General features: G+C 66.3%; 14 protein-coding genes and 1 pseudogene. 4 read left to right on the forward strand and 11 right to left on the reverse strand.

Going from position 1 to position 24,125, the window contains the following annotated elements; translation table 11 throughout:
- Positions 1-444: 444 nt before the first annotated feature.
- Complete coding sequence (locus IB225_RS08660; protein ID WP_192310761.1) at positions 445-897, reverse strand: fasciclin domain-containing protein; 453 nt, start codon at positions 895-897, stop codon at positions 445-447.
- 594 nt (positions 898-1,491) lie between these two features.
- Here IB225_RS08660 and IB225_RS08665 point away from each other — a divergent pair.
- The 4 genes from IB225_RS08665 to IB225_RS08680 all read left to right on the forward strand — a co-directional run bounded on the left by IB225_RS08665 (position 1,492) and on the right by IB225_RS08680 (position 11,114).
- Positions 1,492-1,734, forward strand: coding sequence for a hypothetical protein (locus IB225_RS08665; RefSeq protein ID WP_192310762.1), 243 nt, complete (start codon positions 1,492-1,494; stop codon positions 1,732-1,734).
- Between the two features lie 37 nt (positions 1,735-1,771).
- Positions 1,772-2,047, forward strand: coding sequence for a hypothetical protein (locus IB225_RS08670; RefSeq protein WP_192310763.1), 276 nt, complete (start codon positions 1,772-1,774; stop codon positions 2,045-2,047).
- A gap of 134 nt (positions 2,048-2,181) precedes the next feature.
- Positions 2,182-10,884, forward strand: coding sequence for a glycoside hydrolase family 94 protein (locus IB225_RS08675; protein ID WP_192310764.1), 8,703 nt, complete (start codon positions 2,182-2,184; stop codon positions 10,882-10,884).
- Positions 10,885-10,892: 8 nt separating this feature from the next.
- On the forward strand, positions 10,893-11,114 hold the full coding sequence (locus IB225_RS08680) for a hypothetical protein (protein ID WP_225583344.1): 222 nt from the start codon (positions 10,893-10,895) through the stop codon (positions 11,112-11,114).
- A 107-nt stretch (positions 11,115-11,221) separates the two neighbouring features.
- Here IB225_RS08680 and IB225_RS08685 read toward each other — a convergent pair.
- The 10 genes and pseudogenes from IB225_RS08685 to IB225_RS08730 form a co-directional block, all read right to left on the reverse strand.
- Positions 11,222-13,207 (reverse strand): annotated as a pseudogene (locus IB225_RS08685) (TonB-dependent receptor); the annotation flags it as partial.
- A 157-nt stretch (positions 13,208-13,364) separates the two neighbouring features.
- The gene (azu, locus tag IB225_RS08690) at positions 13,365-13,823 is read right to left on the reverse strand and encodes an azurin (RefSeq protein ID WP_192310766.1); all 459 of its coding nucleotides are present in this window, start codon (positions 13,821-13,823) and stop codon (positions 13,365-13,367) included.
- Between the two features lie 84 nt (positions 13,824-13,907).
- Positions 13,908-15,635: a PQQ-dependent dehydrogenase, methanol/ethanol family gene (locus tag IB225_RS08695; RefSeq protein ID WP_192310767.1), complete on the reverse strand. Its 1,728-nt coding sequence runs from the start codon at positions 15,633-15,635 to the stop codon at positions 13,908-13,910.
- A gap of 71 nt (positions 15,636-15,706) precedes the next feature.
- Positions 15,707-16,345, reverse strand: a complete 639-nt coding sequence (locus IB225_RS08700) for a Rieske (2Fe-2S) protein (protein ID WP_192310768.1) — start codon at positions 16,343-16,345, stop codon at positions 15,707-15,709.
- 17 nt (positions 16,346-16,362) lie between these two features.
- Positions 16,363-17,799: an aldehyde dehydrogenase gene (gene aldA, locus IB225_RS08705; RefSeq protein ID WP_192310769.1), complete on the reverse strand. Its 1,437-nt coding sequence runs from the start codon at positions 17,797-17,799 to the stop codon at positions 16,363-16,365.
- 70 nt (positions 17,800-17,869) lie between these two features.
- A complete protein-coding gene (locus IB225_RS08710) occupies positions 17,870-18,730 on the reverse strand; it encodes a transporter (protein WP_225583349.1) in 861 nt (286 codons plus the stop codon).
- A gap of 390 nt (positions 18,731-19,120) precedes the next feature.
- Positions 19,121-21,109, reverse strand: a complete 1,989-nt coding sequence (locus IB225_RS08715; RefSeq protein WP_192310770.1) for a sigma-54-dependent Fis family transcriptional regulator — start codon at positions 21,107-21,109, stop codon at positions 19,121-19,123.
- 101 nt (positions 21,110-21,210) lie between these two features.
- A complete protein-coding gene (locus IB225_RS08720) occupies positions 21,211-22,686 on the reverse strand; it encodes a LutB/LldF family L-lactate oxidation iron-sulfur protein (protein ID WP_192310771.1) in 1,476 nt (491 codons plus the stop codon).
- Positions 22,683-23,366, reverse strand: a complete 684-nt coding sequence (locus IB225_RS08725; RefSeq protein WP_192310772.1) for a lactate utilization protein C — start codon at positions 23,364-23,366, stop codon at positions 22,683-22,685. The genes IB225_RS08720 and IB225_RS08725 overlap by 4 nt, the downstream gene beginning before the upstream one ends.
- Positions 23,363-24,103, reverse strand: a complete 741-nt coding sequence (locus IB225_RS08730) for a (Fe-S)-binding protein (protein ID WP_345776584.1) — start codon at positions 24,101-24,103, stop codon at positions 23,363-23,365. Before IB225_RS08730 ends, IB225_RS08725 begins: the two co-directional genes overlap by 4 nt.
- Positions 24,104-24,125: the final 22 nt, after the last annotated feature.

Genomic DNA, 24,125 nt, shown 5'->3' on the forward strand with positions numbered 1-24,125 from the left:
CTGCCGTGAAGTTGGCGCGGGATAACGGTTGAGGACTCGGCTGGATCGCGACCGCACGCTAGACCTGCGAGGCGTACCGCAGCACCGTTTGCTCGTCTTGAATGACCTGCTTGGTTGATTCGAGCCACCTCAGCGCGGCTCCTTGGTTACTGATCGATCCTCCCAGTTCGTCGGTGAGGCAACGCGCGCAAGGCTGGCCACCGGGGCTCGGTCTGCAGCAACGGCTGCAGGGAGACATCGTGGTCGTACCAGGAGGTCTTAGTTGGTGGGAAATTCTCGCCATAAGGGCGCTGGCTGCGCTGAGGTTATCCATGTTGGCGAATCCGTGTCGTATAGATGGGGATGGCTGGGCTTGGTCGCCATGACGTGGCGCCGGCTTGAACCGACTGCACACGAGAACGGCGGGGATCGCTCCCCGCCGCCTGCATTCCGGTGCAGCCACCTTCAGTGAGGCTTGGCTTCCGGGATGTTCACCTTGTCGATGACATGGATCACGCCGTTCTTGGCCATGATGTCCGATCGTGTGATCTGTGCGCCGCCGATACTCAGCTGCCCTTCGGCGACTTCAACCGGTGCATTCTGCCCCTGCACGGTGCGCGCCGACTGCCATTTCCCCACATCCGTCGTGGTCTTGCGACCGGTAACGACGTGATAGTTGATGAGGGACGCCAGTTCGTCCTTGTTGCCTGGCTCAAGCAGTCGCTTCAGCGTGCCGGCCGGTAGTGCCGAGAACGCTTCATCGGTCGGGGCGAACAGCGTGTACTGGTCCGTACCCGTAAAGGAAGCCGCGAGGCCCGCCTTGTCGATCGCATTGATGAACGTGCCGAACGTGCTGTTGCTCCTCAGCGTGCCCAACAGGTTTCGCTGTGCGAGTTCTTCTTTCCGTTGCATTTCCATGGGTTGTTCCTGCAAAAGACCTCGGGGAGATCAAATGAACGGCCAAGGCCGTGACCTGGCGTATGCCAAGTGCAGCTCAATGCGGAGGATCGAGGGGAAGTGTTGCGCGGCTGAGCAGCCGATACGGTATTGCATCGTAGCTTGCCGACGGTGCGCTTGCTGCTGTTAGTGCGGCGTGACGTCCGGCTGTCAGATAATCGATTTCTGTAGTGCGTTACGTGGTAGCGTCGGGGGACGCGGAATTCCGATGCTGGTTAGCGTCCGCGCCCGCAGTGTGCCGGCTCGCACAAGATCGGGAGCCGCTATGAATACCAAGGGACATCGCGTAGTACTTGGCCTCCACGCATTCCAGCGAATGGCCAACCTCATGAGTGATCGCGCAGTGGAATGCGCGGAGAACGAAGGTTGGCCTATCCAGGCGGATGCTGGCGATACGCCCCGCGCGATCGCGCGCTCTGGTGTCCTTCAACGCGTGGCAGTGCTACTTCGCCAGCATGTAAGGAAGGAATGGCATTTCTGGTCGGGCAGAAGGGACTCGCAGCGCCGCACCAAGGTTCGCCCTGCCATTGCGCGGGTGGCCTTGGGAGCAATGCCGTGAGCAGCATCTCGCTGGTCATCTCGCCGCACAGCGTCGAGTCCATCGACGCACTGCTGGATCCGGAACGGGATACCCGCGTCAACGCATATCGCCTGATCCATGAACAGCAGAGGCCCGACAGCGACGTACGCTGGTTCTTTTTCGCCAAAGCCGATCTTTCCAAACCGGAAGCGATGACGCGTGCGCAGCAGTGGTATGAGGCTTCCCGCCATCCCGACTGGCCAGGCTTCAGGCATTAGGCCGGCGCGACCGGGCGAGTCGGCCGAGGGGATCCCCATGCGACGCGAACAGAGGCAGGTCTTCCTGTTGCACCTGGGTACTCGCCAATCCATCGGCCCGGACGACCTGCGCGTCATCTGGGCGACCGCGTGCGAATCCATGGATGTCCGTGTGAGCCGTCGTGTCCAGCCGGGCAGCAGTGCGGAGGGTGGCCGTCCGTGTTACGGCCTTTGGGTGCGGCGTACCTTCAATCGCATTGCCGCCGAGGAACGCCTGCGCGCGATGCTGGATGCGCGCGGTTTCCTCTTTACCCTGACGCCGATGCCGACTTAGCAGTTTCGTTCGTTCGCGAGACGTGGAGTCGATCGCGATGCGTTCGCGACCGCGCTGCATCCTTCACATCCGCCTCCTGAAGTGCGTGCAAGGATGGGTTCCACGTCGGTCAGCCACTCCCCACAGGATTTCCGATGCCGCAGGTCTGGAGGGTTTTCAGCCGCTGGTTACGCCTGCGCCGGCGTCTGTGGCGCTGGCGCCGCGCCGCGATCCAGAAGCCGTTGCGCGCGGAAGCACCGCTGCGCGCGCAATTGTTCAATGTGGAGCAGATGGAACTGCACGGCCGCGCACTGGCGCGTGCTCATCGGATACGTCCACAGGCTGGACCGGAACGTCTGCTGGACCGTCTGGCCGAGAACGAAGGCCTGCTGGATGATGTCTGCGCGCTGCTGACGCGGATGGTCCAGGACGACATGCGCATCACGCCAGCCGGCGAATGGTTGCTGGACAACTACTACCTGGTGGAAGAGCAAATCGTCACTGCGCGGCGGCATCTTCCGAAAGGCTACAGCCGGCAGCTCCCCTCGCTGAGCCAAGGGCCGTCCAGCGGCCTGCCGCGCGTTTACGACCTGTCACTGGAAGCCATCGCGCACGGTGATGGCCGCATCGACGCGGAAACGCTGCGCCGCTTCTTCGCCGCCTATCAGTCCATCACGCCACTGAAACTGGGCGAGTTGTGGGCGATTCCGATCATGTTGCGGCTGGCGCTGATCGATAACCTGCGTCGTATGGCAGTGCGCGTCATGCGCGACGGTGACGATCACCGGCTGGCCAGCGAGTGGGCGGCCCAACTCAACCGGACGGCCGCGGAAAACCCCAAGGACGTCGTTCTGGTCATTGCCGACATGGCGCGCTCGGATCCGCCGCTGAGCGGCGCGTTCGTTTCCGAACTGACGCGGGGGCTGCAGGGGCGTGGTGGCGTGTTCTCCATGCCGATTACATGGCTGGAGCAGTGGGCCGCCGATGGCGGCCTGCGCATTGAGGAACTGGTGCATCTGGAGAGTCAGCAGCAGGCCGCGGACCAAGTATCGATCAGCAACAGTATCGGCAGCCTGCGCTTTCTGGCCAACATGGACTGGCGCGAGTTCGTCGAAGACATGAGCGTGGTCGAGCGCACGCTCCGTGCGGACCCGGCGCGCACGTACGCACTGATGGATTTCAGCACCCGCGACAGCTACCGGCACATGGTGGAAAAGATCGCCCGGCTCGCGAATGTCAGTGAGAACGCGGTGGCGGAGATCGCGTTGCAGCTGGCACAGGCCGTCCCCTTGGACGCGCCGGGTCACCATCAGGCACACGTCGGCTTCTATCTTGTGGACGATGGCGTCAGTCAGACGCAGGCGGCGGTGGCCGCTTCATTATCCGGTGCGCGGCCGGCTCGCCTTCGACCGCGCCGTATTCCGCTCGCGATCTATCTGATCCCGATCGCGATCATCATCGGCCTGTTCACTCACGGCCTGCTGACGGCGGGATCAGCGACACAGGCGGTGCCGACGTGGCTGCTGGTAATGCTCGCGCTCCTCGCCTTCAGCGAACTGGGCATAGCGCTCGTCAATTGGATGGCAACCCTGCTGGTACCGCCCCGCCTCCTGCCCCGGATGGATTTCTCCAAGGGCATCCCAGCCACGGCGCGCACGCTGGTAGTGGTCCCCAGCATGCTGGGCAGCGCGGACGGGGTGGACAGCCTGGTCGAAGCACTGGAAGTCCGCTTCCTGGCGAACCGCGACCGCCACCTACACTTCGCACTGCTCACCGACTTCCTGGATGCGAACGAGGCTTCGCTGCCAGGCGATGCCGCGCTGCTGGCCCATGCCGTACACCGGGTCGAACAGCTCAATCGTCGGTACACACCCGAACGGGCAGACGAAGGCGGCGGCGACCTGTTCTTCCTGTTCCATCGACCGCGCCTGTGGAATCCGCGCGAACGACGCGGGATGGGCTACGAACGCAAACGCGGCAAGCTGGCGGCATTGAACCGGCTGCTGCGTGGCGGAATCGGAGAAGACTTCCTTCAGGTGACCGGCAACATCGGCGTGCTTGCGCAGGTTCGTTACGTGATCACGTTGGACACCGACACGAAACTGCCCCGCGATGCCGCACGTGAATTCGCCGGCACGCTGGCGCACCCACTCAACCAGGCCGTGTTCGACGAGCGGCGCCGCCGTGTGGTCCGCGGCTACGGCATCCTCCAACCCAGCGTGGGGACCAGTCTCAGCGGACGGCCGAGTTCGCGCTATGCGCGCATGTTCGGCAGCGAGCCGGGCATCGATCCCTACACGCGTACGGTGTCGGACGTGTATCAGGACCTGTTTGGCGAAGGGTCCTTCGTCGGCAAGGGCATCTACGATGTGGATGCGTTCGAGCACGCGCTCGCGGACCGCTTTCCCGACAACCGCATCCTCAGCCACGATCTTCTGGAAGGGTGCTACACGCGTGCCGGTCTGGTCAGCGACGTACGTCTGTTCGAAGACTATCCGTCTCGCTACTTGGCAGACGTGAAGCGGCGTTACCGGTGGATCCGCGGCGACTGGCAGTTGTTGCCGTGGGTGTTGCCGTGGGTGCCGCGGCGCGACGGCGGGTTCGAACGCAATCCGCTGTCCTGGCTCTCGCGCGGCAAGCTGCTCGACAACCTGCGCCGCAGCCTGGTGTCGGCGGCCACCGTCGCCTTGTTGGTGCTGGGCTGGCTGTTCTCGTCGGACCCGCTCATCTGGACCGCATGGCTGCTGAGCCTGTGGGCCCTGCCCGTGCTGCTTCCGGCGCTACGGGACGTGTTCGCCCTGCCGGTGGACATGCCGCTGGAAACCCATCTGGTCCAGGTCGGCAGGTCCAGCCTGAGGCAACTCTGGCGCGCGGTGGTCAAAGTGGCATGCCTGCCGTACGAAGCCTTTTTCAGTCTGGGCGCGATCCTGCGCACGCTATGGCGCCTGCTGGTCACGCGGCGGCACCTGTTGCAGTGGAATCCTTCCAGCGAAGTCGAGCGCAGCCTCGGCAGCGACGTGCGCGCGGAGCTCTACAGCATGGTGCCTGCGCCGCTGATCGCGATCGCTATGGCCGTATTGCTCGCGATGAAACAGCCGGCCGCACTGTGGATAGCCACGCCCTTGCTGTTGCTCTGGCTACTGTCACCGATGCTGATGGCGTGGTTGGGGCGCCCTCCAAGCCACCAGGCAGGCAAGCTGTCCGCACCGCAGTTGGCGTTCCTGGGCAAACTGTCGCGCCGGACGTGGGCCTTCTTCGAAACTTATGTGCGCGCGGAGGATCACTGGCTGCCGCCCGACAATGTGCAGGAGCATCCAGCGCTGGTGGTGGCGCGACGCACTTCACCGACCAACATCGGGTTGTCGCTGTTGGCCAACCTGGCGGCCTACGATTTCGGCTATCTGCAGGTCGGTGGCGTGATGGAACGCAGCCGCCTGGTGTTCGACACGCTGGATGCGCTGCCGCGTCACCGCGGGCACTTCTACAACTGGTACGACACCGAAACCTTGCAGCCACTGCCTCCGGCCTATGTTTCCACGGTGGACAGCGGCAACCTTGCCGGGCATCTGCTGACCCTGCGACAGGGCCTGCTGGCACTGGCCGATGCCCCTGTCCTGGCACCCGCCACGTTCATCGGGCTGGCTGACACCCTGGCCGTGCTGGAAGACGCACTCGAGGACACGCTGACCGACGGCGATGCATTGTCGTTGGCGGTGTTCGAGTTCCGCACCGTCCTGACGCAGGCACAGCGCGAGCCGCCAGCGACCGTTACCGATGCGGAACGCATGCTGGCGCGCCTGGTCGTGCACGCGGAGGGCATCGTCGCGACCTGGCCCACCATCGATCCAGACCAGATTCATCCGCATGACTGGCCGACCGCGCTCGTCGAGGGCTGCAGGTCGGCGCATGCGGAGCTTCAGTTCCTGCTACCCGATGCCGACGCATGGACCGGCGACCGCCTGCCTACGCTGCGCGAACTGCAGGAGGGTCCCGCAGGCGCGCTGGCGACCCGACGCGCACGGGAACGGATCCATCAACTCGAACGCCTTGCGCACATCGCCGGGCAGTTCTCGCTGATGGAATACGAATTCCTCTATGACCGCGCACGCCACCTGTTGGTGATCGGCTACAACGTGGACGAACACCGCCTGGACAACGGGCTCTACGACCTGCTGGCGTCGGAAGCACGCCTGTGCAGCTTCGTGGCGATCGCGCAGGGACAGTTGCCGCAGGAAAGCTGGTTTGCGCTGGGCCGCCTGCTGACCGAGGTCAACGGCGATGCGACGCTGCTCTCATGGAGCGGCTCCATGTTCGAGTACCTGATGCCGCAGCTGGTCATGCCCAGCTATCCGGACACCCTGCTCGACCAGACGTCCCGGCATGCGGTGGAAGCGCAGATCCTGCACGGTGAGCATCATGACGTGCCCTGGGGCATCTCCGAGTCGGGCTACAACACCGTCGACGCACGCATGAACTACCAGTACCGCGCCTTCGGCGTACCCGGGCTGGGCCTCAAGCGCGGGCTGGGCCAGGACCTGGTCATCGCGCCCTACGCCACGATGATGGCGTTGATGGTGGCGCCGGAGGCGGCCTGCCAGAATCTGCAAAGACAGGAAGACCTTGGCTTCGGTGGCCACTTCGGGCTGTACGAAGCGATCGATTACACACCGGCTCGCGTCCCGCCAGGCCAGGACCACGTGGTGGTGCGCTCCTTCATGGCCCATCACCAGGGCATGGGATTCCTCTCGCTCGTCCACTTGCTGCGGCAGCAGCCCATGCAGCGACGCTTCGTGGCCGATGCCGAGTTCCAGGCGACGCTGCTACTGCTTCAGGAGCGCATCCCGCATACCGGCGTGTTCCATCCGCACGAAGCCGAGACGCTGGGCACACGCGCCGCTCCCACCGAAGCCGAGACCCAGCTGCGCATCTTCCGCAACCCGGGCACGTCGCGGCCGGCGGTGCAACTGCTCTCCAACGGCCGCTACCACGGCCTGGTCACCAGTGCCGGCGGCGGGTACAGCCGTCATCGCGACATGGCAGTCACGCGTTGGCGCGAAGACGGCACGCGCGATCACTGGGGCAACTTCTGCTACCTGCGGGATGTGGAGAGCGGGGAGTTCTGGTCAACGTCGCTGCAGCCGGCATGCGCGCCAGTGGACCAGTACGAAGCGATCTTCTCCGATGCCAAGGTCGAGTTCCGGGGACGCAAACGCGGCTACGAGAGCCATCTGGAGATCGCCATCTCCGCCGAGGACGACATCGAACTGCGCCGGCTTCGCCTGAGCAACCGGAGCCGGCGGACACGCACGATCGAGGTCACCACCTATGCCGAGGTGGTGCTGGCGCCCGCCATCGCGGACGAACTGCACCCAGCCTTCAGCAACCTGTTCGTGCAGTCCGAGATCCTGCGCGAGAAGCAGGCAATGCTTTGCACGCGCAGGCCGCGCGCGCACGACGAGGTTCCGCCGTGGATGTTCCATCTGGTGGCCGTGCACGACGCCGACATCAGCGCGATCTCGTACGAAACCGATCGCGCTCGCTTCCTCGGTCGCGGCAACACGCCGCGCACGCCGGTGGCTTTGGCCGAGCAGGACACGCTGTCCGACAGCGAGGGCTCGGTACTGGACCCGATCGTGGCCATCCGTTGCCGGATCGAGCTGGCGCCGGGCCAGACCGCGATGATCGACATGGTGCACGGTGTAGGCGTGGACCGCGAGGCCTGTGCCGGACTGATCGACAAGTACCGCGATCGCCGGCTCGCCGACCGCGTCTTCGACCTGGCATGGACCCACAGCCAGGTCGTCCGCCGCCAGATCAACGCGTCGCAAGCGGATGCGCAACTCTATGAACGGCTGGCCGGGCTGATTGTCTATGCGCACCCACTGCTGCGCGCGGACGCCGATGTCCTGCTGCAGAACCAGCGCGGCCAGTCCGGGCTCTGGGGTCACGCGATCTCGGGCGACCTGCCCATCGCCCTCCTGCAGATCTCCGACGCCGACAACATCGAACTGGTCCGGCAGATGGTGCAGGCGCACGCTTACTGGCGGCTCAAAGGACTGCGCGCGGACCTAGTGATCTGGAACGAAAGCCAGGCCGGCTACCGGCAGCAGCTGCAGGACCTGATCCTGGGCATGATCTCGGCAGATCCGGAGGCTAACGTGCTGGATCGTCCGGGCGGCATCTTCGTGCGCCCGGGCCAGCAGATGTCGCAGGAGGACCGCATCCTGCTGCAGTCGGTGGCGCGGGTGATCATCAGCGACCAGCAGGGATCGCTGGCCGCACAGATCGGTCGCCGCGAGCCCGCCGAACGGATCATGCCGACGCTGTTGGCGGAGGGTCCACGCGAGGATCCTGTGGAGCTTCCCGCGCTCGACGCATCGACCGGGCTGCCACCACCAATGGAGGTAGATGAGGAAGACGACAGTTGGCCTTTCGAGGCCGTGTCCGGCACCTTCGTTCACGACAACGGCACCGGCGCTTTCTCGGCTGATGGCCGCGAGTATGTAATCACCACCCGCGAAGGCAACCCGACACCGGCGCCTTGGTCCAACGTGCTGGCCAACGAAAGGCTGGGCACGGTGGTCAGCGAAAGCATGGCGGGTTACACCTGGTTCGAGAACGCGCATGAGTTTCGCCTCACGCCCTGGCACAACGACCCGGTCGCTGACAGCGGTGGCGAAGCGTTCTATCTACGCGACGAGGACACCGGATACGTGTGGTCGCCGCTTCCACTGCCACGCCGGGGTCGTGGGGCGTACCGGACGCGCCATGGCTTCGGCTACAGCGTGTACGAGCACATCGAAGATGGCATCGCCAGCGAATTGTGGGTGTATGTGGCGGTCGAGGATGCGGTCAAGTACTCGGTACTGAAGCTCCGGAATCTGTCCGGACGCGCACGCCGGCTCTCTGCCACCGGTTACGTGGAATGGGTGCTGGGTGACCTGCGGGTCAAATCGCAGATGCACATCATCACCGAGCAGGATGCTGCCAGCGGCGTGTTGACGGCACGCAATCCCTACAACACCGAGTTCAACGGCCGGGTTGCGTTCTTCGATACCGATGCCAGTGGCTGCAGCTTCACGGGCGACCGCACGGAATTTCTCGGTCGCAATGGCGGCATGGCCGATCCCGCGGCGCTCCAGCGCGAGGGATTGTCCGGCCGCCTGGGCGTCGGGCTCGATCCGTGCGCCGCCATCCAGGTGCCGATGTCGCTGCTCGATGGCGAGGCGTCCGAAACGGTGTTCCGGCTCGGCATGGGCAAGGACTACGAGGACGCCCTGTATCTGGCCCGTCGCGTGCAGGGCGCGCAGCGGGCGCACGACGCGCTGGACGCCGTCCGCATCCACTGGCGCGGGCTGCTGACGTCCGTGCAGGTCAGTACGCCGGAGCCCGCGGTCGATGCGTTGGTGAACGGCTGGCTGATGTACCAGACCCTCGCGTGCCGCTATGTGGCGCGCAGCGGCTACTACCAGTCCGGTGGGGCGTTCGGCTTCCGTGACCAGTTGCAGGACACCATGGCCACGCTGCACGCCAAGCCGGCGTTGACCCGTGCGCACCTGCTGCTGTGTGCGGCCCATCAGTTTCCGCAGGGCGACGTGCTGCACTGGTGGCATCCGCCACAGGGGCGCGGCGTGCGCACGCGCTGCTCGGACGATTATCTCTGGCTGCCGCTGGCCGCCTGCCGCTATCTGCAGGTGACGGGCGATGCCAGCGTGCTGGACGAGCAGGTCGGCTTCGTCGACGGCCGCCCGGTCGGTGCAGACGAAGAGTCCTACTACGACATGCCCGCGACGTCCTATCTGCGGCAGTCGTTCTACCAGCATTGCGTGCTGGCGTTGCGCCGCGGTTGCAGCCTGCTCGGCGAGCGTGGGCTTCCCCTGATCGGTACCGGCGACTGGAACGACGGCATGAACCGCGTGGGCGAGGCCGGCCGGGGCGAAAGCGTGTGGCTCGGCTTCTTCCTCTACGACACGCTGCAGCGTTTCATCGACGTGGCGCGCGTGCGCGGGGATGAGGCATTCGCCGACGAATGCAAAGAGCATGCCGAGCGCTTGCGGGGGAATCTGGAAGCCCACGCCTGGGATGGCCAATGGTATCGGCGCGCCTGGTTCGATGACGGCACGCCGCTAGGCTCCAGCCAGAGCGATGAATGCCGGATCGATTCGATCTCGCAGAGCTGGTCGGTGTTGTCGGGGGCCGCGGATCCCGTGCGCGCACGCCAGGCAATGGCGTCACTGGATCGGTATCTCGTGAAGCGAGAGGCAGGACTGATCCAGTTGCTCGACCCTCCCTTCGACAAGACGCCGAAGGATCCCGGCTACATCCGGGGTTACGTACCGGGCGTGCGCGAGAACGGTGGCCAGTACACGCATGCCGCGGTATGGGCCGCCATGGCGTTCGCGCATCAAGGCGACACGGAGCGGGCGTGGGAGCTCGCACGAATGATCAATCCAATCCATCACGCGCAGGATCCTGATGCCACCGCTGTCTACAAGGTGGAGCCTTACGTGCTCGCAGCCGATGTCTATGGCGTGGCGCCGCATGTCGGCCGTGGCGGCTGGACCTGGTACACCGGCTCCGCCGGCTGGATGTACCGTCTGCTGACCGAGTCGCTGCTGGGCTTGCAGCGTATCGGGGGCGAGTTGGCGCTGGATCCCTGCGTGCCTCGCGAATGGACGGAGTACGAGCTGCGCTACCGCTTCGGCTCCAGCCTCTACGTCATCTCCGTTACGCACCGGGATGCCGGTACCGCCACGCTGCAACTGGATGGCATTGACCAGGGTGGGTTGCGCTTCGCGCTCGTGGACGACGGCAACGTGCATCGGGTGGAAGCAAGCTGGCCGCGCGCTCCCATATGAAACCTCGTATGCAGCTGGATGCGGAACTGGACAGACTGGCTGTCATGTTGCCGCCCTGGCTGCAGCATATTCGGCATGAAGCCCAGTTCTGGCCTCAGTTCAATGCGCTCGCGAAAGAGATCCTGGATCAGGCTGGCGATGAAGATATCCAGCACGTGGAGGGCCGGCTCGATTTCATGCTCAAGACACACGCGAGCGTGTTATCCGAAATCAGCCGCCATCGACTTTAGGCTGGCCGCCCGTCTGTTAGGACATTGCTTCCATGTCCGCTTCGGGTCGGAAGCTGCCATGCCCCTACCCTCGGTAAATCCACCTAATCACCTGCCCCGCATGGGCATCAAGAGTTGCTCCATAGCCAGCGTAGGCCGACGGTGAAGGTGCGGTCCGCGCCTGGTTCGTAGAAGCGGCCGTTGCCTTCGTTGACTATCACGGAGCCAATGTGGAAACGGTCGAGCGCGTTGTCGACGCGGGCGAACCCCTGCAACCGGCCACTCGCCACCGACCAATCGCGCACTACCTCCAGATTGAGCAGGCCGTAACCGGGCGCACGTTCGCTGCCGGTGTCGTTCACCGTGACATCGCCGACACCGAGCAGCTGCGCTGCAGCGTTCCAGTGCGTGCCTTGCCATCGCAGCCGCAACGACGCCTGCTGCCGTGCGACGCCGGGAATGCGCGTGCCGGCGGCCACCTGCACGACCGGCGATGTGCAACCGCTGGCGGTGCAGATCGGGAAGCTGTCGCGAAAGGCCGCATCCAGCCAGGTGTAGGCGGCCTGCAGCTGACAGGCCTCCGACAGCGGCAGGTCCGCCTGCATCTCGATACCCTGCCGGCGGGCGGCACCGACATTGCGGAAACTGCTGCGGCCACCGACATTGCGCGCGACCGCCAGCTCGTCGTCGGTATCGGCGCGGAACAGCGCGGCCTCGACGCGCGCGCCCCGCTCTCCGCGCCACTTCATCCCCAGCTCGGCATTGCGCGACGTCGCAGGGCGAAGGTCGAAGGCCAGTCCGGCGCCGCCGTCGGCGCGGTAGCCGACTTCATTGAAGGTCGGCGTTTCGAAGCCGCGCCCGAACGATGCATACACGCGCCAGGCATCCGCCGGCGCGAATACCACACCGGCCACCGGCGTCGTGCGCTCGTAGACAACGCGACCGCTGTCGTCAGGATTGCCGGTCGCGATGTAGTCGTCGTCCGAGCGGAACCCAACCCGGCTGTGGCGCGCACCCATCAGCAGCGACCAGCGTGGGGCGACACGCCACCACGCCTGCGCATATTGGTCCACGTTCCAGACCTGGTTGCGCTCGTCGCGACGCAGCGCGCCGCGCACGCCCAGCGTCGTGCCGACGAAATTTTCGTAGCCGCGGCGATGCTGGCGCTGGCGGTCCGCATTGGTGCCCGCACTCAATTCGAACGGCCGCCCGGCGAAATTGCCGGTCCACGCCCAGCGCAGATCAGCCCCGCCGTAGTCGTTGTCGAGATCGATCACGCCACCGGAATTGAGCCGGTTGGCCTGCGCCGCGATCGGCAATGCCAGGTACTGCTCCACCTCGCGTCGTCCGCCATAGGCCATCGCACGCAGGCGATGACCCTCCGCGAACGGCCATTCGTAGACCGCGCCCAGCTGGTCCTGGCGGACCGACTTGCGCGTGTCGTACTGCATCGCGACCGGCGATGCCTGGCTCGGATCCTCCCACGCCTGCGCGCGCGTCAGCCCCAGCGGATCCTTGGCATCGGGTGCATTGAAATGGTTCAGCAGCAGGTCGAGCGTGCCGGTGCCCGGACGGAACCGCAGCTTGGCGTTCAGCGATTCCCGCCGCGCCGCGCTGTGGTCGCGGTAGCCCTGCGTATCCAGCACGGAGGCGGCCACGCTGTAACCCACCACGTCACCGGCACCACGCAGACGCGCGCCGATCACGGTGCTTTCGTGGCTGGCCACGCTGGCCTGCGCGCGCACTTCATGCCCCTCGTCGGGAATGTCGCTCCACAGTTGGATCACACCGCCTGACGAGTTGCCGTGCAACGCGGAGAACGGGCCGCGTAGCACTTCCACGCGATCCGCGCCGAGCATGTTGAAGTGCGAGACTTGCCCTTGGCCGTCCGGCATGGTCGCCGGCACGCCGTCGGCGTAAAGGCGCAGTCCGCGTACGCCGAACGTCGACCGTGCGCCGAAGCCACGGATCGACAGTTGCGTGTCCTGCGCCAGGTTCTGTCGTTCGCGCGCGAGCAGCCCAGGGATTCCGTCGAGTACCTCGGACAACGCCGCTTGGGGACGAGCACCACCCTCACCCAGCGATACCACGTTGGTGGAGGCCGGTGTGTCGAACGCACTCACCGCCTCCAGTCGGGTCGCAGTGACGACGACCCGATCCATGGTTTCCGCTGGCATGTCGGGGACGCCACCGGGTGCAGCCAGTGCACAGGGCGCGACCAGTGTGCTTCCCAACCAGGGCCAGAAGCGCGACGCTTTTCTCATGCGCAGATCACCCGAACACCAGCTTGCCTTTCATCATCGACCAATGTCCCGGGACCGAACAGAAGAAGGTGTAGTCGCCGCCCTTGCGCAGCATCGACGTGGGGAAGGTGAGCGTGGTGGACTGCCCGCCGCCGATGACCTTGCTGGCGGCCAAGACGCGGGCATCGCCCTTGGGGACATGATCGCTGCTAGCAGGCAGTTTTCCTGCCGCTGTCGCGAGGGCTTCAAGGTTTGCAGTGGTCGTCAGCACCCAGTTGTGGCCCATCACTTCAGCGGGAAGGGCGCCAGTATGCCGCAGCGTCAGTTTCACTTGCGTGCAGTCTGCGGCGATGCGGATCTCCTTCTTGTCGAACTGCATCGCATCGTTGCTGTCGATGGCGACGTTGCAAGTCTTCGCTGCCGCTTGCAGGGGTGCCCACGCAAGAAGCGCGGCGATCAAGCAAGGTAGTACATGTTTCGATGACATCAGGACGTTCCTACTCTTTCATGGGGAAGATCCTGCGCGACCCTGGACGGGGTCGCGCAGGATGGAGGTCGATGGTGGTGGCGGTCAGTCGCCCAGTGCGAACACCCACACCGAACCGCCTTCCGGCACGGCCTTCTCCCAGCCCGCGAGGTCGTGCATCTTGCCCTGGATCCATTGCGCATCCACACCCCAGCCGGACACCACGGCGATGTACTGCTTGCCGTCGACGGTGAAGGTACTGGGCGGCGCGATGATGCCGGACGGCGTGGGGAACTCCCACAGCAGCTTGCCCGTCTTGGCGTCGTACGCACGGAACATGCGATCGTTGGTGCCGCCCGCGAACAGCACGCCGCCGGCGGTGGTCATGATCGAACCCCAGTTCCACGAGTGCGGATACTTCTCGCGCCACACTTCCTTGCCGCCATCCACGCTCCACGCCTGGATGCCGCCGATGTGGTCGAAATTCTTCTTCACCGACAGGTCGAGGCGGTTGATGTCCACGCCCGCCGACCACTGGCCCGGGATGCGCGGCTGGATCATGCCGGTCAGCGTGAGGCAGTGGTTGTCGTTGTACGGGATGTACAGCATGCCGGTCTTCGGGTTGTACGCCTCGTACGGCCAGTCCTTGCCACCCCACAGGCTGGGGCAATACGTGCGCGTCTTGCCGGTAGCCGGCTTGGCTTCTTCGTTATACGTCGGACGCCCGGTCTTCGGGTCGATGCTGGTGAACACCGTGTTGTGCACGTACGGTTCGGACTTGCTGTAGGTGATCTGGCCCTTGGCGTCGCGGTCCAGCCAGTACAGGCGGCCATTGCGCTGCGCACTGATCAGGCCGGACACCTTCTTGCCGTTGCGATTGAACTCCACCAGCGTCGGTGCGTTCATGCCGGCCCAGTCCCACGAGTCGTTCCAGTGGTACTGGAAGTGGCTGACGATGTCGCCCGACTCCGGATCCAGCGCCAGCACCGACGCGAGGTACAGGTTGTCGCCGGGACGCTGGTCACCCAGCCACGGCGCGCCATTGCCGACGCCCCAGTAGATGACGTTGTTGGTCGCGTCGTAGTTGCCCGGCATCCACATGGTGCCGCCGCCGTTCTTCCACGCGTCCTTCCACTCGCCGTCCTGCGGCCACGTCTCGAACCCTTTCTCGCCCGGTGCCGGCACGCTGTAGCGCGTCCATGCCAGCTTGCCGGTTTCCGCATCGAAGGCCTTGAGGAAGCCGCGCACACCGAACTCGCCGCCGGACGGCCCGATCAGCACCTTGCCCTTGACCACCAGCGGCGCGGACGTGATGTAGGCGCTGTCCTGCTCCCAGTCGCAGACCTGCGCTTCCCACACCAGCGTGCCGGTCTTGGCGTCCAGCGCGCTGAGCATGCAGTCGATGCTGCCGACGTACACCTTGTCGCCGTACAGCGACACGCCGCGATTGGTGCGATGGAGCGCGCCCAGGCCTTCCGGTACTTCGCGCACGAACTTCCAGCGGACCTTGCCGGTGCGCGTGTCGTAGGCGATCACCTGGTTGTGCGGCGTGGCCACGAACATGTAGTCGCCATTGACGATGGCGGGCGCTTCATGGCCGGAGTTCACGCCGGTGGCCGCGGACCACACAGGCCGCAGCTTGGCGACGTTGGCGGTGGTGACCTGGTCCAGTTCGCTGTAGCTCCAGCCGGCGTAGTTTCCCTTGGTCAGCAGCCAGTTCGCCGGCTCCTGCTTGGCCAGGCGCGCGTCGGTAACGGGTTGGTAATCGGCCGCGGCGAGCGGGGCCGAAGCGAGGGACGCGACGAGCGCGGCCGTGATCAGTTTCAGGTGCATGGGTCTCCTCCCGGGTGAAGCGTTGGTGTGTGTGGTGCAAAGTGGAAAGTGGACGTGGACGTGTGCGCGGATCAGGTGGTCGGCGGGCCGAGCGGTCCGTCGAACTTGCCGCTGACCACCAGCGCACCGTCCTTGATCGTCACCGGCAGCATGGCGAGCCGGCGCGTGGCCGGCCCCGTCGTGACGGCGCCGCGGTTGGCCGCGTCGAACACCGAGCCATGGCAGTTGCAGACGATCTGCGTCTGGCTCGGGTGCAGCGTGGTGATGGGACAGCCGTAGTGCGTGCACAGCGACGAGAACGCGACGATGCCGTCGGCGGCGTTGCGGGCGCTGGTCGGTTTCAGGTCGGCCGGCTTCAGCCGCACCACCGTCAGCAGGTTGGCCTTCGAGATCAGCACCTTGCCGGTCGCCGGATCCATCGGATACGCGAGCACCGGCGGCTTGCCGACTTCGATGTCGGCAGGCTTCACTTCCTTGCCGGCCTTGGGCCCGATCATGAAAGCCAGCTTGTCGCCCGGCTCCGGCTTCTGGCTGCGCGTGGCAGCCGGCGCCGGTGCAGCCGCCTGCGCCTGCGCACCACCGCTGACCGCGGCCAACGGCGCCAGTGCGGCCAGCGCAAGTGCTCCGGCCAGCATGCTGCGCCGCCCGCTGTCGTCGGGATGTCCGGCGCATGCGCACGCGCAACCGCCCTGTTCTTTCGCTTCGATCATCGTGGCTACTCTCTTCTTCAGGGCGTCTGCAGGTAGACCACGTGGGTCTCGGTGAACTCGAGCAGGCCGTGCTTGCCGTCGGCGCCGCCGATGCCGGACTTGCGCCGGCCCGCATGGAATCCCTGCATGGCTTCGAAATGCTCGCGATTGATGTAGGTCTCGCCGAAGCGCAGCTCGCGCGCCGCCTTCATCGCCGCGTTGATGTCGCGGGTGAAGATCGACGACGTCAGTCCGTACTCGGAATCGTTGGCCAGCGCGATGGCTTCGTCGAGGCTGTCGACCACCTGGATCGGCAGCACCGGACCGAACGTTTCCTCGCGCATGATCGCCATGTCGGCGCGCGCGTCGACGATCAGCGTCGGCTCATAGTGGAAGCCCTTGCCCAGCTCGGCCGGCTTGCCGCCGGTGACGATGGTGGCGCCGTCGCGCTTGGCCTGCTCCACCGCCGCTGCCACCTTGTCCAGGCCCGCCTGGTTCACCAGCGGCCCCATCTGCAGGTCGTCGCGTTCGGACGGATCGCCGTACTTCGTATCGCGGAACAGCTTCACCAGCCGCTCGACGAGCGCTTCATGTGCACCGCGCTCGACGTAGACGCGCTCGGCGCAGTTGCAGACCTGTCCGGTGTTGATCACGCGCGAGTCGTAGATCGCCTTCGCCGCCAGATCGAGGTCGGCATCGGCCAACACGATGGCCGGCGCCTTGCCGCCCAGCTCCAGGTTCACGCGGGTCAGGTTGCGGCCCGCCGTCTGCATGATGCGGCTGCCGGTGGCCACGCTGCCGGTGAAGGTGATCAGGTCGACCTGCGGATGCTCGACCAGCGCCTGCCCGGTGCTGCGCCCGAGGCCGCCGACCAGGTTGAACACGCCCTTCGGCAGGTCGGTCTCGGCAACGAGCTTCGCGAACTCGTACGCATTGATCGGCGTTTCCTCGCTCGGCTTGATCACGATCGTGTTGCCGGTGACCAGCGCGGGCGCCAGCTTGCGGGCGATCAGGAAGAACGGGAAGTTCCACGGCAGGATGCCGGCCACCACGCCGATCGGCTTGCGGAACAGGAAGATGTTCTCGTTGGCGCGGTCGCTGGTGAGGATCTCGCCTTCCAGGCGGCGCGCCCACTCCGCCATGTAGTCGATGTAGTCGGCGGTGAAGTCGACCTCGACCTGCGCCAGCTGCTGGATCTTGCCCTGCTCGCGGACGATCACGCCGGCGAGCTCCTTGCGGTGCTCGCGCAGCTTGGCGGAGATCTTGCGCAGGTAGCCGGCGCGTTCGATCGGCGCAAGCTTCTCCCACGCCGGTTGTGCGCGGCGCGCGGCGGACACGGCGGCGTCCACGGTGGCGGCATCGCTGTCGGGGATCCGCGCGAGCAATGCGCCGTCGGCGGGGTTGGTCACGTCGATGGTCGCGCCGCCGCCGGCGACGAACGCGCCATCGATGTAGTTCTGGTAGGTCTGTGTCATGGGGTTTCCTTTGCTTGTGTTGTCCTTACAGGCGCGCCGTCCATGGGGAACGGCGCGCCACCGGCGGTGATCACCACACGTAGGCGTACTTCAGGTTGAGGCTGTCGTTGACGCTGTGGTTCTTGCCATCGAGCGAGGTCGAGTAGCGCAACGTGATGGACTGGTTGTCGAAGGTATGGACCATCAGGCCCGCGCCGGCATCGACGGCCCAACCGGTCGGCAGGCCATCGTTCGATTCGGTGTGCTCGGCATCGAGCGCCAGGAACGGCTCGAGGCGTTGCGACGCGCGGTAGGCGAAGCGGTTGTTGGTGTGCAGCGTCAGGCCGGGCTGGATGCCGCTGTCGCGACGGCTCTGCCAGACGAAGCCGGCGTCGCCGGTCCAGCCGAACTTGTCGCCCATCCGCCAGTCCCAGAAGAAGCTCGACAGGTTCTTCCAGTTGGTGTCGCTGACGCGCTCGGTGCCGACCGGCACCTGCACGAACGACTGGAAGCCGAGCGTGGCCTTCTCGCTGGGCTTGTACCAGATGGCGAAGCCCGTCATGGGGTCGCCGATGCCGCTGATGTGGCGGTCGCCCTGCGGAGCGCGCGTGTTGCGGATGGCGACCTCGGGCACGATCACCTCCCAGGCCACGCCGATCTTCTTGTTCGATTCGGGCGTCCAGAAGCGCACGTACTTGGACAGGCCGGTCAGTGCCTTGCTGCCCGAGCCGTCGACGCGGTCGCCATCGGCATTGAAGATGCGTCCGTTGTCCTGGTACGTGGCGTACTGCACGAACACGTTGAACGGCTCGAAACCGACCGGCAGCTCGTACTCGCGCGGACCGATCACGTCGAACGTGGTCTGCGCGCTGGCCGTGCCCGCGATCGCCAGCAGCGGCAACAAGGCCAACGGCAACAGGCGCGGCAGCGACGGCATCGTCTCTCTCTTCATGGTGGTGCTTCCCTCCCGAGTGAATGGACCGGCCGGTCCACGGAACGTCGTCCGTGCGGCGGTGGTTCCGGGACCGCTGCGCACGCGCATCAGGTCCACGCAGGAGGTAGCGCAAGCCGCGTGCCACGTTGCAGTGCAGCGGAGCCATGGACATGCCTTCCTATCGAATCAATGACTTGTCGCCGACTCCATCGGTGGAGGCCATCAAATCCATGCGGCAGTGCAATGCACATGCGACACGTGCATGCGACCAGCTGTCGCAGCCACCTGCGACAGGTGTCGCACCCTCTGGACACGGCAGCGCGATGGCGGCGCAAACGAAGACGGCCCGTCGCAAGGACGGGCCGTCGGGTCGCAGGGTCACGCCATGCGCGCTGCAGGTGGACGGTGCTAGTCGGTCTGCGTTGGCGACACGATGTCCAGCCGCTTCATCCGCCGGTAGACGGTGGCGCGGCATGCGCCCAGATCGCGGGCGGCTTCGCTGATGTTCCAGCGGTTGCGGCGCAGTACCTCCAGCAGCTCGCCGCGTTCATCGGTACCGGCCGCAGGTTCGCGCGGGAACGGGATGACCGTCGCCGTCGCGGGCACGGCGGAGCCGTCGGTCTCGAAGACCTCCTGGGGCAAATGGTCTACACGGACCATGGCGCCATCGGCGATCGACAGGGCGTAGCACAGGGCATTGCGCAGCTCGCGGATGTTGCCGGGCCAGTCGTGGCGCAGCAGCACCGCCACGGCACGCGGGTCTATCTCGGCCCGCACGCCCATCGCCTGCGCTTCCATCTCCAGGATGCGCTCGACGAGGAAGGCCTTGTCGCCGCGTTCGCGCAGCGCCGGCAACGCCAGCGTGGCGCCGCACAGCCGGTAGTACAGGTCTTCGCGGAACGTGCCCGCGACAATCTGGCGGCGCAGGTCACGGTGGGAGGCGGCAACCACGTTGAGATCCACGCGCACCGGCTCGTCGGCACCCAACGGCAGCACCTCGCGTTCCGCCAGCACCCGCAGCAGGCGCGTCTGCAGCGGCAGCGGCATGTCGCCGATCTCGTCGAGGAACAGCGTGCCGCCGTCGGAGCGCTGGATCAGTCCCTTCATACCCTTGCTGCGCGCACCGGTGAACGTACCCGGCGCATAGCCGAACAGCTCGCTCTCGATCAGCGACTCCGGGATGGCGGCGCAGTTGACCGCCACGAACGGACGCTCCGCGCGACGGCTTGCATCGTGCAACGCGCGGGCCAGGACTTCCTTGCCAGTACCGGTCTCGCCCTGCAGGAAGATGCTGACCGGCTTGTCGACCAAGCGTGCCGCACGTTCCAGCAACTGGTCCATGCGCGGATCGCCACCGGACAGCCGCGACAGCACGCTGTCCTGCACGGGATTCCGTTGCGTCTCGCCCACCTCCGGTACCTGCAGGCGCGGTGCGGTCTTCGGCGCGATCATCGACGCGTGGTAGCCCTGTCCGTCCCACGTGGTGACCACGCCGCGCGAATCGTGCGACGTGCCCTTGGTCAGCCGCCAGATGTCGTCGATGCGCGTGCCGAACACGCCGGTCAGGTGGTGGCCGACCAGTTGCGCGCGCGCGGCGTCGCGCGTGTGCAGCGATTCCAGCAGGCGAAGCTGCTGGCGCGCGCCGCTGTTGGCGCCGACGATGCGGCCGTCGCGGTCCACCGCCAGCATCAGTTCGCCGCAGACATCGACCAGCGGCCCGACCGTACCGAGGCGCAGGATCCAGTGCGCGCGGAACTGGCGGATGAAGTTGGCGTCCTCGATCATCCGCGCATGCAGCACGGTCAGATGGCGCGCCAAGTGCAGGCTCTCGCGCCTGTCCGGCGACGACAGCGCGGACACGTCCAGCGCGCCCATGAAGGCGCCATCGGGATCGTACAGCGGCGTGCTGGTGCAGCTGAGGCCGATGTGGCCGATGTAGAAATGATCCTCGCGATCGCAGATCACCGTCGACTGCTCGGCGATGCAGGTGCCGATGCCGTTGGTGCCGGCGTGAACCTCGTTCCAGTTCGCGCCCAGCGCCAGGCCCGCGCGGCGCAACGGCGCATCCCAGGTGTCGTTGCCGATGAAGTCCAGGGTGACGCCTTCGGCATCGGTCAGCAGCAGCACGTAGCCGAGGTCGGAGACGTGCTTGTAGAGCTGCTCCATGCCGGCGCGCGCGACGTGCAGGTGTTCTTCCACCTGCTGGCGGCATTCGCGCAGGCGCGAGTGGGTTTCGATGCGCACGTCCGGGCGCATCGCCGGGTCGAGGGCGTGTTCGTTGGCGCAACGGCGCCACGAGCGGTGGATCAGATCGGTATTGGCGTTGCTTCCGGTGCTGGGCGATCCCGAATGGATCACCCGCAACACCGTTTCGACGTGTTGTTGGACAGTTGCCATGCCACCCCTCCCAAGGCCGGACGAAGACGTTCCCGCTTGCGTGCCGTTCGTGTGTATGGACTGCGGATGCTCCCGGTCCGCGGTCGTTTCCAGCGTGTTTCCTACGTCTCCTGCGTGCTGCGCGTATCGGTGGTGATGCGGGTGCGCGACGTCCGCCATCGCTCCCGCAGCGAGCGCGGCGCGGGTGTCAGCGGCGTACGGGATCGGGTCCAGCCGCCCTGGTGCACAGGCGTGAGGCCGCGCAGCCGGGAGGCGATCCAGGTGAACAGGCGATACCGCACTCCACTGGAATACAGCAATCGCCACGCCTTCCAGGCGAGGACCTCCGGGATGCTACGCACTGCTCCCTGCCCCTTCAATGCGTCGCGCTGCTGCAGTGCGGGACGATGGTGCCGTCCTGCCTCGCGCAGATGCATCAGCAGCTCGGGGATGGGAATGCCGACCGGGCAGACATCGCCGCAGGCGCCGCACAGGCTGGACGCGGTCGGCAAGTCGCGGGTCGATTCCAGCCCCAGCAGGTGTGGCGAGATGATCGCGCCGATCGGTCCCGGGTAGGTCGTGCCGTACGACAGTCCGCCGATGCGCGCGTAGACGGGACAGTGATTCATGCATGCCCCGCAGCGGATGCACTGCAGCGTCGCGCGGAAGCGTTCCTCGGCGAAGGCCTGGCTGCGGCCGTTGTCCAGCAGCACCAGGTGCACTTCGCGCGGCCCGTCCTTCTCGCCCTCGCGGCGCGGACCGCTGATGACGTTGAGGTAGGTGGTCACCGCCTGGCCGGTGGCCGAGCGCGTCAGCAGGGTGAACAGCGGCGGCACGTGCTCCAGCTTCTCGATGACCTTCTCGATGCCGGTGATGGCGATGTGCACGTCCGGCACCGTGGTCGAGAGCCGTCCGTTGCCTTCGTTCTCCACCAGCACCAGCGAACCCGTCTCGGCGACCATGAAGTTGACGCCCGATACCCCGATCTTCGCCTGGCGGAACTTGTCGCGCAGCGCCACGCGGCCGATCGCGATCAGTTCGTCCACGTCCTCGGTGTAGCCGGCGCCGGGGATGTGCTCGGCGAAGATCTTCGCCACGTCCTCCTTGGTCTTGTGGATCGCCGGCATGATGATGTGGCTGGGCCGGTCGTGGTCGAGCTGCAGGATGTACTCGCCCATGTCGGTCTCGACACAGGCGATGCCGTGCTCCTGCATGCGATGGTTCAGTTCGATCTCCTCGCTGACCATCGACTTGCCCTTGACCATCATGCGGGCGTCGTGGCGCGCGGCGATCTCCTGGAAGATGCGGTTCCCATCGGCCGCATCCTCAGCCCAGTGCACCTGCACGCCGCGTGCGTGCAGCGCCTGCTCCAGCTGTTCCAGCAGGTCCGGCAGCCGCGACAGCGCCCGCTTGCGCAGGTGTTCGCCCAGCGTGCGCAGACGCTCGAACGCATCCTGTTCGGGGAACTGCGCGGCGCGCTTGTCGGCCAGGTAGTCCATCGCACCGCGGAACCCGCGACGCAGCACCGGATCGGCCAGCACCAGGCGCGCGTTGTCCTTGAACGCGACCGGATCGGCGGCGGGCCGTACCGCGCTCATGCCGTGGCCTCGGCGCGCAGCAGCAGGATGACGAGTTCGCGCGGACCGTGCGCGCCGTAGACCAGCAGGCGCTGGATGTCGGCGGTCTTGGACGGGCCGGTGACCAGCAGCGCATTGGTGGGTAAGCCCGCCGCCCATTTCCGATGCCGCATGGCCGCGTACAGCGTGGGCTGCAGGTCGGCTTCACGCAGCACCGCGATATGCAGCGGCGGCAGCAGCGACAGCGTGCGCGGCTCGCGCGCGTCCGGCCACAGGATCAGGCTGCCGGTTTCCGCGATGCCACCTAGGGTGGTGGTGATGCCGGCATCGACGGTGTCGAACAGCACCGGCTTGAGCGTTTCGATGGGCGCGTCGTACCAGTCCAGCGTCACTGCCTGCGTGGCGGCGTAAAGGCCGTCGATCAGCGCCGTGTCGCGGCCCGCCATCAGCCGGCGCACGCCCTTGTCCGCCAGCACCGCGGCGAGCGCGGTTGGCCATGTGGCGGCGTCGGTTTCGATCACCTCGGCACGCCAGCCGCGCGCCTGCGCGATGAAGCGTTCGCGCATCACGGCAGACGAGGGTACGCCGGCGTCTGCGTAGTACGCGGCGACGTCGGGCACCGGCAGTTCGACCGGCGCGGCCGCGCGCAGCCGCGACAGAATCGCGGAGCGCGCGCGTGTGGATGCGGCGGGCAGGCTCATGCGCCGGCGTCCGGTGCGGGCAGGCCCCAGCGCTCGCGCAGGAAGCTGGCGATATGCCGGCCCTGCAGCGGCGCCTCGCGACGCGCCAGCGTGCCGTTGAGGTTGAGCAGGCAGCCGCAGTCGCCGCTGACGAAGGCATCGCAGCCGCTGCCTGCCAACGCATCCGCCTTGTCGCCGGCCATCGCGGCGGAGATCTCGGGCTGCTTGACCGCGAAGGTGCCGCCGAAGCCGCAGCATTCGGATTCGTAGGCCTGGATCTTCAGCTCGACGCCGGGCAACGCCTCCAGCAGTCGACGCCCGCTGGCCAGTGCGCCGGTCTCGCGACGTGCACTGCACGAGGTGTGCAGGCAGATGGACACCGGATCGGCGGTGACGGGCGCGGGCATCGGCAGATCGGTCGCAGCGAGGAAGTCTGAGAACTCGACCACCCGTGCGCCGATGTCGCGCACGCGTGCCAGCAGTACAGGATCGTCCGCGAACAGCCGCGGCCAGTGGTGCCGCATCATCCCCGCGCAGGAGCCCGACGGCACCACGATCGGCCAACGCTGCGGGAACAGGTCCAGCTGCGCGCGTGCGACCTTGCGCGACTCCTCGGGAAAGCCGCTGGTGTAGGCGGGCTGTCCGCAGCAAGTCTGCGCCTCGGGCAGATGCACGCGGCAACCGATCCGTTCCAGCACGGCGATCGCGTCCAGGCCGGCATCGGGCATGAACAGATCCACCACGCAGGTGGCGAACACGTACACGTCCCGAAGGGGGGAG

This window comes from Pseudoxanthomonas sp. PXM02 (assembly GCF_014851805.1).
Classification (GTDB): domain Bacteria; phylum Pseudomonadota; class Gammaproteobacteria; order Xanthomonadales; family Xanthomonadaceae; genus Pseudoxanthomonas_A.

Bases quoted from the DNA above. Each gene is read 5' to 3' on its own strand.
- IB225_RS08695 (WP_192310767.1), bottom strand. From the start codon at position 15,635: ATGCACCTGAAACTGATCACGGCCGCGCTCGTCGCGTCCCTCGCTTCG.
- IB225_RS08710 (WP_225583349.1), bottom strand. From the start codon at position 18,730: ATGAAGAGAGAGACGATGCCGTCGCTGCCGCGCCTGTTGCCGTTGGCC.
- IB225_RS08660 (WP_192310761.1), bottom strand. From the start codon at position 897: ATGGAAATGCAACGGAAAGAAGAACTCGCACAGCGAAACCTGTTGGGC.
- IB225_RS08680 (WP_225583344.1), top strand. From the start codon at position 10,893: ATGCAGCTGGATGCGGAACTGGACAGACTGGCTGTCATGTTGCCGCCC.
- IB225_RS08700 (WP_192310768.1), bottom strand. From the start codon at position 16,345: ATGATCGAAGCGAAAGAACAGGGCGGTTGCGCGTGCGCATGCGCCGGA.
- IB225_RS08725 (WP_192310772.1), bottom strand. From the start codon at position 23,366: ATGAGCCTGCCCGCCGCATCCACACGCGCGCGCTCCGCGATTCTGTCG.
- IB225_RS08670 (WP_192310763.1), top strand. From the start codon at position 1,772: ATGCGACGCGAACAGAGGCAGGTCTTCCTGTTGCACCTGGGTACTCGC.
- azu (WP_192310766.1), bottom strand. From the start codon at position 13,823: ATGTCATCGAAACATGTACTACCTTGCTTGATCGCCGCGCTTCTTGCG.
- aldA (WP_192310769.1), bottom strand. From the start codon at position 17,799: ATGACACAGACCTACCAGAACTACATCGATGGCGCGTTCGTCGCCGGC.
- IB225_RS08720 (WP_192310771.1), bottom strand. From the start codon at position 22,686: ATGAGCGCGGTACGGCCCGCCGCCGATCCGGTCGCGTTCAAGGACAAC.
- IB225_RS08675 (WP_192310764.1), top strand. From the start codon at position 2,182: ATGCCGCAGGTCTGGAGGGTTTTCAGCCGCTGGTTACGCCTGCGCCGG.
- IB225_RS08715 (WP_192310770.1), bottom strand. From the start codon at position 21,109: ATGGCAACTGTCCAACAACACGTCGAAACGGTGTTGCGGGTGATCCAT.